Source organism: Stenotrophomonas sp. YJH_SMC_120 (assembly GCF_059368675.1).
Window position 1 is genome coordinate 133,090 of the sequence record NZ_JCAFRY010000011.1, and the last position, 7,930, is coordinate 141,019.

7 protein-coding genes are annotated in these 7,930 nt (G+C 66.4%); 4 read left to right on the forward strand and 3 right to left on the reverse strand.

Annotation, left to right across the window (positions count from 1 at the left end):
- Positions 1-12: 12 nt before the first annotated feature.
- The gene (gene pyrE, locus AC5P60_RS14235; RefSeq protein WP_005407772.1) at positions 13-672 is read right to left on the reverse strand and encodes an orotate phosphoribosyltransferase; all 660 of its coding nucleotides are present in this window, start codon (positions 670-672) and stop codon (positions 13-15) included.
- Between the two features lie 162 nt (positions 673-834).
- On the opposite strand from pyrE, the gene AC5P60_RS14240 reads away from it, so the two are divergent.
- The 3 genes from AC5P60_RS14240 to AC5P60_RS14250 all read left to right on the forward strand — a co-directional run bounded on the left by AC5P60_RS14240 (position 835) and on the right by AC5P60_RS14250 (position 3,313).
- The gene (locus tag AC5P60_RS14240) at positions 835-1,635 is read left to right on the forward strand and encodes an exodeoxyribonuclease III (protein ID WP_024956358.1); all 801 of its coding nucleotides are present in this window, start codon (positions 835-837) and stop codon (positions 1,633-1,635) included.
- On the forward strand, positions 1,632-3,005 hold the full coding sequence (locus AC5P60_RS14245; protein WP_483693683.1) for an AmpG family muropeptide MFS transporter: 1,374 nt from the start codon (positions 1,632-1,634) through the stop codon (positions 3,003-3,005). The genes AC5P60_RS14240 and AC5P60_RS14245 overlap by 4 nt, the downstream gene beginning before the upstream one ends.
- Positions 3,006-3,082: 77 nt before the next feature.
- The gene (locus AC5P60_RS14250) at positions 3,083-3,313 is read left to right on the forward strand and encodes a hypothetical protein (protein ID WP_005407775.1); all 231 of its coding nucleotides are present in this window, start codon (positions 3,083-3,085) and stop codon (positions 3,311-3,313) included.
- A gap of 79 nt (positions 3,314-3,392) precedes the next feature.
- Here AC5P60_RS14250 and AC5P60_RS14255 read toward each other — a convergent pair whose 3' ends face one another.
- Both AC5P60_RS14255 and AC5P60_RS14260 read right to left on the reverse strand, forming a co-directional pair.
- Positions 3,393-4,520, reverse strand: coding sequence for an anhydro-N-acetylmuramic acid kinase (locus AC5P60_RS14255; RefSeq protein ID WP_483693682.1), 1,128 nt, complete (start codon positions 4,518-4,520; stop codon positions 3,393-3,395).
- A 65-nt stretch (positions 4,521-4,585) separates the two neighbouring features.
- A complete protein-coding gene (locus AC5P60_RS14260; RefSeq protein WP_005407777.1) occupies positions 4,586-6,058 on the reverse strand; it encodes a M23 family metallopeptidase in 1,473 nt (490 codons plus the stop codon).
- 167 nt (positions 6,059-6,225) lie between these two features.
- On the opposite strand from AC5P60_RS14260, the gene tyrS reads away from it, so the two are divergent.
- Complete coding sequence (tyrS, locus tag AC5P60_RS14265; RefSeq protein WP_164208214.1) at positions 6,226-7,437, forward strand: tyrosine--tRNA ligase; 1,212 nt, start codon at positions 6,226-6,228, stop codon at positions 7,435-7,437.
- The last annotated feature ends 493 nt before the right edge of the window (positions 7,438-7,930 follow it).

Consider the following 7,930-nt stretch of genomic DNA (forward strand, 5'->3'; position numbering starts at 1 on the left):
CCCCTGGGTCGGTCAGCGGATCGAACGAACGCCGTACTGGGCCCGGTAGGCTTCCAGCGGCTGCCGGTAACCCACAAGTTCCGGGTTGCCGGAGGCGAAATCAAGCAGATCGGCCAGCGATGCCACGGCGATCACCGGGATACCGGCTTCTTCGGCCACCGACTGCGCGGCAGAACGGCGGTCGGTCTCCGAAGCGATCTCCTGGCGGTCCAGCGCCACCACGATGCCGGCCGGGGTGCCACCGGCGGCGCGGATGATGCCCAGCGCTTCGCGGATCGCCGTACCGGCGGTGATCACGTCGTCGACGATCAGCACGCGCTTGCCCTGCATGTCGGCGCCGATCAGCTGGCCACCCTCGCCATGGTCCTTGGCTTCCTTGCGGTTGAACGACAGCGGCAGGTCGCGGCCACGCTGGGCCAGCTCACAGGCCATCGCGGTGGCCAGCGGGATGCCCTTGTAGGCCGGGCCGAACACCACGTCGTACTTGATCCCGCTGGCATCGATGGCATCGGCATAGCACGCGCCGAGCTGGGACAGCAGCGAGCCGGAGTCGAAGCGCCCGGCGTTGAAGAAATAGGGGCTCAGCCGGCCGGACTTGAGGGTGAACTGGCCGAAGCGAAGGGCGTCGGCGGTCAGGGCCAACTGCAGGAAACGGTGGCGGTGGTCGCTCATCAAAACTCGATTCATCTTCATTTGGAGCACAAATCCTAATCCAGCTGGGCGTTTCGCGCTCGTCCGGCCCCGTGTGAAGGCGCTGGCGGGCCCACCCGGCGGACTGCGCAGCCCTGCAGTCAACCGGTATGCTTGCCCGGTTTCCCGCCGTAGGTCTTCCGCATGCGCATCATCAGTTTCAACGCCAATGGCATCCGTTCCGCCGCGACCAAGGGCTTCCTCGACTGGTTCCGTGCCCAGGATGCCGATGTCCTGTGCATCCAGGAAACCAAGGCCCAGGAAGACCAGCTGAGCGACCCGATGTTCCGCCCGGACGGCCACCACTGCTTCTACCGCGACGCCATTACCAAGAAGGGCTACAGCGGTGTGGCGATCTACAGCAAGCGCGAGCCGGACCAGGTCATCACTTCGCTGGGCTGGGCCCCGTTCGACGACGAAGGCCGCTACATCGAGGCACGCTACGGCAACCTCAGCGTGGTCTCCTTCTATATCCCGTCCGGCAGCTCGGGCGACCTGCGCCAGGGCTTCAAGTTCGAAGTGATGGAATGGCTGCGGCCGATCCTGGAGGAGTGGGCGCGCAGCGGCCGCGACTACGTGCTGTGCGGCGACTGGAACATCGTGCGTTCGGCGCTGGACATCAAGAACTGGAAGTCCAACCAGAAGAATTCCGGCTGCCTGCCGGAGGAACGCGACTGGCTCAACGCCCTCTGCGCCGACCACGGCCAGGCCACCGACGTCGCCGCCGGTCGCGGCTGGGCCGATGCCTACCGCCTGCTCAACCCCACCGGAGAGGACTACACCTGGTGGAGCAACCGCGGCGCCGCCCGTGCCAACAATGTCGGTTGGCGCATCGACTACCAGTTCATCACCCCGGGCCTGCGTGACCGCCTGCGAAGCTGCTCGATCTACCGCGACGAGCGCTTCTCCGACCACGCCCCGTTCACCGTGGACTACGACCTGTGACCGAGGCTGCCAAGCCGCGCCGACCGTGGCAGCAGGTGTTGTCCAACCTGAGCCAGCGCAAGGTGCTGGCGATGCTGCTGCTCGGCTTCAGTTCCGGCCTGCCGATCTATCTGGTGGGCAACACGCTCGGCTTCTGGATGCGCAAGGAAGGCATCGAGCTGAGTACGATCGGCTTCCTGTCATGGGTCGGGCTGGCCTACACCATGAAGTTCCTGTGGGCACCGATCGTCGACAAGACCGACGTGCCTCTGTTCGGCCGCTTTGGCCGCCGCCGTGGCTGGATGCTGCTGTCGCAGCTGGTTGTGTTGGTGGGCCTGGTCGGCATGGCGCTGGTCCAGCCCAAGGGGGGCCAGATCCAGTTCCTGGGTATCGCATGGCAGCACATCGTCGTGTTCGGCGTGATGGCTGTGATCGTGGCGTTTGCTTCGGCCACCCAGGACATCGTCATCGATGCCTGGCGCATTGAAAGTGCTGACAACAGCGAGCAGCTTGGACTGCTGACCTCATCCTCGGCACTGGGCTACCGCACTGCATTGCTGGTCACAGATGCGCTGATCCTGATCATCGCGGCCCGTGTCGGCTGGCAGGTTTCCTACGAGATCATGGCCGTGCTGATGGCGCTTGGCGTGGTGGCCGTGGTCATGGCCCGCGAACCCGCGCGGGAAGTGGCTGCCGTGCAGGCGCAGGCGACCTCGCTGTGGACACCGCGCGGATTGTTCGACGCCGTAGCGGGACCGTTCATCGCCTTCGTCCGCGAGCATCGCAGCGGCGCGATCCTGATCCTGGTGGCCATCAGCGTCTATCGCATGGCCGACTTCGTCATGGGACCGATGGCCAACCCGTTCTACGTCGATCTCGGCCTGGACGAGGACACCGTGGGCGCGGTGCGTGGTTCGGTCGGGCTGGTCGCGACCTTCGTCGGTATTGCCGCAGCGGGCCTGGTCTCGGTCCGCTGGGGGGTGCTGGCGGCGCTGATGGTAGGCGCCGTGCTGGGGCCGGCCTCCAACCTGGCGTTTGCCTGGCTGGCCTATTCCGGCCCGGACACAACCCATTTCGCCGTGGCCATGGCAATCGACAACTTCGCCAGCGGCTTCGCCGGTACGGCGCTGATCGCCTACATGTCGAGCCTGACCAGCATCGGATACACCGCAACCCAGTACGCACTGCTGAGTTCGTTCTACGCGATGCCCGGCAAGGCGCTCAAGGGGCTCTCGGGGTGGTCGGTACAGACGCTCGCACAGGGCCGGACGTTGCTGGAAGGCTACGCGCTGTTCTTCGTCGGTACCGCGCTGGTGGCGATCCCGGTGGTGATCCTCTGCGCCCTGCTGATCCTGCAGCAGGGCCGTCGCCAGGCCGCCGGCTCGACCTGATTGCCTGCCCGCCCGGTCTGCGTGATCATCGCCCCGACGCGCCGAGGGGGCGGTGCCTTGCGAACGGGGAAGTGAGCATGGCCGACGTTGTGCTGCGGGACCTGGACCCGCTGCTGCTGGAACGTATCAAACGCGTCGCGGTCGCCCGCGGCTGGACCCACGAACAGACCTGTGCCGCCTTGCTGGAGCAGGGGCTGTTCAGCAGTGAACTGGAAGTCCGCTCCGGCTTCGGCGATCCGGAAGTGGATGCCCTGTCCGATGCCATTGCCGCCCTGCAGGCCTTGCCCGCAGGGCAGGGCTTCGATTAGCGGCCGCGCCGCAATGCTGTAGAGACGAGCCCACGTCCGGCTGCCCGGTAGATCCACGCCACGCGTGGATGGCGCCACCTCACGCCAGGTGGATCGCACCCAGGATCCGCGGGCCCTTAGCTCCGGTCACGCTTGGCAGGTTGCCGGCCAGCCCCTCCATCGTCCGCTGCGCCAGCCATGCAAAGCCCATTGCCTCCACGTACTCCGGGTCCAGCCCGTGCACGGCGCTGGATTCCACCTGCACGTCCGGCAGCCGCGCCGCCAGGCGCTTCATCAGCTGCCGGTTGCGTACCCCGCCGCCACAGACCAGCAGGCGGCGGGTCTGCGGCTGCTGCGCCAGCAGCGCGTCGGCCACCGTTGCCACGGTCAGCTCCAACAGGGTCGCCTGCACGTCGGCCGCCGCGTACTGGCCCTCGGCCATGTGCGCCTCGGCCCAGGCCAGGTGGAACTGCTCACGGCCGGTGCTCTTCGGCGGCGGCAGCGCGAACCACGGGTCCGAGCGCCAGCCCGCCAGCAGGCCCTCGTCCACCGCGCCGCTGGCGGCGTACGCGCCGTCGGCATCAAAGGTGCGGCCGGTGTGGCGCTGGCACCAGGCATCCATCAGCGCATTGGCCGGGCCGGTATCGAAGCCACGTACCGCACCTTCGCGCGGAATCAGGGTCAGGTTGGCGATACCGCCCAGATTGAGCACGGCGCGGTCTTCGTCGGTCGTGCCCAGCATGGCCAGGTGGAAGGCCGGCATCAGTGGCGCACCATGGCCCCCGGCCGCCACGTCGCGTCGGCGGAAGTCGGAGACCGTGGTGATCCCGGTCAATTCGGCGATGCGGTTGCCGTCGCCCAGCTGCACGGTGAAGGCGGGGTCGGCCAGCGGCCGGTGACGCACGGTCTGCCCATGCGAGCCGATCGCGCGCACCTGGCTGCCGTCCACGCCAGCCTCGGCCAGCAGCTGGTTGGCGGCCCCAGCGAAGCTGATCGCGATCCGGGCGTCCAGCTCGCCCAGCTCCTCCAGCGAATCCAGTGGACCACCTTCGCCCAGCGCCACCAGCCGTGCACGCAGCACCGGCTCCCAGCGGGCGGTCAGGCCGTGCACGAAGCGGCAGCCTCCGCCGGCAGGAAACTGCACCAGCGCGGCATCGATGCCGTCGGCACTGGTGCCCGACATCAGGCCAAGGTACAGGGGGGCGTCAGTGTCGGCAGTCGTGTTCATGGCGGGCATAAAAAAAGGACGCGGCAAGCTTGTGCTGCCGCGTCCTTCTTCGTCAACGCAGGGGCTCAGCCGCGCTTGCGGCCGGTGCTGCTCTTGTCCTTGGCGCTGGCCACCTCGGGGGCGGCCTCGTCGCGGCTGGTCGGTGCCGGGCTGGCGTCGGCGTAGATCAGCTTCTCCATGCCCTGGATGCGGGCCATCGCCGGCGCGGTCTGCGCGCGGAAGGCGACCAGCTCGGCGCCCTTCAGCGGCTCCGGCGGCGGCATGGTCACGGTCAGCGGGTTGCGGTGCTCGCCGTTGACGCGGAATTCGTAGTGCAGGTGCGGGCCGGTGGCCAGGCCGGTCGAGCCGACATAACCGATCACCGTGCCCTGGGCCACCCGCTGGCCGGTCTTGATGTTCGCAAAGCGCGACATGTGCCCATACAGGGTGGTGTGGCCACGGCCGTGGTCGAGGATCACCACGTTGCCGTAACCGCGCTGCACGCCGGCGAACTGCACGCGGGCGTCGCCGGCGGCCATGATCGGGGTGCCGGTGCGCGCGGCGTAGTCCACGCCCTTGTGCATGCGCATCTTGCCCAGCACGGGGTGCTTGCGCGCACCGAAGGTCGAGCTCAGCCGCGCGAACGGGATCGGCATGCGGATGAAGCTCTTCTTCAGCGAACGGCCGTTGATGTCGTAGTACTCGGACTTGCCGTTGCGGTCGAAGCGGAAGCCGGAATAGGTCTTGCCACCGGTGGTGAAAGTCGCGGCCAGAATCTTGCTGGTGTCCACCTTCTCGCCTTCGCGCCAGGTTTCATCCATCACCACGCTGAAGCGGTCGCCCGGCTGCAGGTCCTTTGAGAAGTCGATGTCGTACTTGAAGATGTCGTCGGTCATCGTCGCGATCGCCGACGGCGACAGCCCGGCGCGGCGGGCCGCGGCATACAGCGAGCTGGTGATCTCGCCACTGGTGACCACCGTGCGCGTGGAGGTCTCGCGCTTGGTCACCTTCTCCTTGATGTCGTCACCGGCCAGGCTCAGCTCCACCCGGTTGTCGGCATCGCGGTCGAAGCGGATGCTGCGCAGGTCGCCGGACAGGGGCATGTCGAAGGCGATCTCGGCGCCCGGGCGAAGCTTGGTCAGCGCCTCGCGCGCCCCCGGGTGGTCCAGTACCCGGTGCAGGGTGGTCGCCGGGATACCGGCCTTGTCGAACAGATCGCTCAGGGTCTGGCCGCGTTCCACGCGCAGCACCTGCCAGCTGTCACCGGGCACCTGCTGCTGGCGGGCCATGGCCAGCGGCGGCAACGGCAGTGCCAGGCTGGTATGGCTGTCGGCAAAGGGGGCGTCGATGGTGTGCGAGAAGCCCGGCACGATCGTCGCCACCAGGGCGCCGATGGTCGCGAACAGGCTGGCATGCATCCAATGGCGCCGGGTCCAGCGCTCGTTGAAGGCCGCGGGAAGATGTTGCCTGAGCTTCCGATGCAGGGCGTTGTCGTGCAGGACGTGGAGGCGTTCCTGGAAGCGCTGCTTGCGTGCGCGCCCTTGTTCGGAATTGTGCATCGGCGGTTTTTTCCTGGTGGCCCGGGAGCGGGGGCCTGATCGCCGGTTACCATAGACACCTGAGAAAACCGCGTCAAACCCTTGTGCCCATTGGCTTTTGTGAAGCCAATCGGGTTAACTTTGCTTTAACACCCCACACAAGAATCGGCGTTGCCGGGAGTAGTCACGTGTCCTCGATTGAAGAAGCCCTTGCCCAGATCGGCCGTGGTGCCGACGAGATCCTCAAGCTCGAGGATCTGCGTGCGCGCCTGCAGGAGGGCCGCCCGCTGCGGATCAAGGCCGGCTTCGACCCCACCGCGCCCGACCTGCACCTGGGCCACACGGTGCTGCTGAACAAGATGCGCCAGTTCCAGGACCTCGGCCACCAGGTCATTTTCCTGATCGGCGACTTCACCGGCATGATCGGCGACCCGTCCGGCAAGAGCCTTACCCGCAAGCCGCTCAGCCGCGAGGACGTGCTGGCCAACGCGCGTACCTATGAGGAGCAGGTGTTCAAGGTGCTGGACCGCAGCCGTACCGAAGTCCGCTTCAACTCGGAGTGGTTCGGCAAGATGGGCGCGGCCGACATGATCCGCCTGGCCGGCCAGCACACCGTGGCACGCATGCTCGAGCGCGACGATTTCGCCAAGCGCTACGCCGCCCAGCAGTCCATCGCCATCCATGAGTTCCTGTACCCGCTGGTGCAGGGCTACGACTCCGTGGCCCTGGAGGCCGACGTGGAGCTGGGCGGTACCGACCAGAAGTTCAACCTGCTGATGGGCCGTGGCCTGCAGGAGCATCACGGCCAGAAGCCGCAGGTGGTGCTGACCATGCCGCTGCTGGAGGGCCTGGACGGCGTCAACAAGATGTCCAAGTCGCTGGGCAACTACATTGGCATCAGCGAACCGGCCATCGACATCGTCACCAAGACCATGAAGGTGGACGACACCCTGATGTGGCGCTGGATCGAGCTGCTGTCCTTCGACATCAGCCAGGCCGAAGCCGTGCAGCTGCGCCAGCAGGTGGCCAATGGCGGCCTGAACCCGCGCGTGGTCAAGCTGCGCCTGGCGCGTGAACTGGCGACCCGCTTCCACGACGCCGCAGCGGCCGAGCAGGCGATCGCGGGCTGGGAAGCGGCGGTGACCGGGCAGGGCGACATCACCCAGCTGCCGCTGCAGGACGTGGCGATCCCGGTCGAAGGCCTGCGTATTGCTGCGCTGCTGACCGCGGCCGGCCTGACCCCGAGCAACTCCGAAGCCAACCGCAAGCTCAAGGAGCGCGCAGTCAAGGTGGATGGCGAAGTGGTCGAAGACGGCCAGCAGGTGTTGCAGCCGGGCTTCGAAGGCCTGTTGCAGGTCGGCAAGCGTACGTTTGCCCGCGTGCGCCTGGTCGCTGCCTGAGACAAAGGAAGGGCCGGCGCTAGCCGGCCCTTCCTTGTGCTCTTGTAGAGCCAAGCCCACGCTTGGCTGCTCTTCGCGGGAACCTACCGCAGCGCGCCGGATGAACGGATGCAACATCCGGTGAAAAAAATCGCCACACCCCCTTCACAAACGATGGGAATAGGGACATACTTCTCCTCCCCCGTCGCAGGGGTCGCCACCAAGGGGCTTCAGCGACAACAGGGCGCCCACCACCGCCGAACGAGATGATCGAACGAAGGTGTTGACGGACTGAAAAAGTCTGGCATAATGGGCGGCTCGCTACGAAGGAAACTTCGCAGCACACGGGAACGGCGCTGAGGCCACTTCCCTCGATCTTTGAAAGTATGCGCAGGTATCTTGTGAAGGCGCCTGCAGGAAGGATGATTGTCCATCTTGCAGACGTTTGATCAAGCAACTATTAATTGTTTTAAAGCAAGCGATACGTTGCCAGAATCAATCATCTGCAGCTTTA

Bases quoted from the DNA above. Each gene is read 5' to 3' on its own strand.
- AC5P60_RS14240 (WP_024956358.1), top strand. From the start codon at position 835: ATGCGCATCATCAGTTTCAACGCCAATGGCATCCGTTCCGCCGCGACC.
- AC5P60_RS14260 (WP_005407777.1), bottom strand. From the start codon at position 6,058: ATGCACAATTCCGAACAAGGGCGCGCACGCAAGCAGCGCTTCCAGGAA.
- AC5P60_RS14255 (WP_483693682.1), bottom strand. From the start codon at position 4,520: ATGAACACGACTGCCGACACTGACGCCCCCCTGTACCTTGGCCTGATG.
- pyrE (WP_005407772.1), bottom strand. From the start codon at position 672: ATGAGCGACCACCGCCACCGTTTCCTGCAGTTGGCCCTGACCGCCGAC.
- AC5P60_RS14250 (WP_005407775.1), top strand. From the start codon at position 3,083: ATGGCCGACGTTGTGCTGCGGGACCTGGACCCGCTGCTGCTGGAACGT.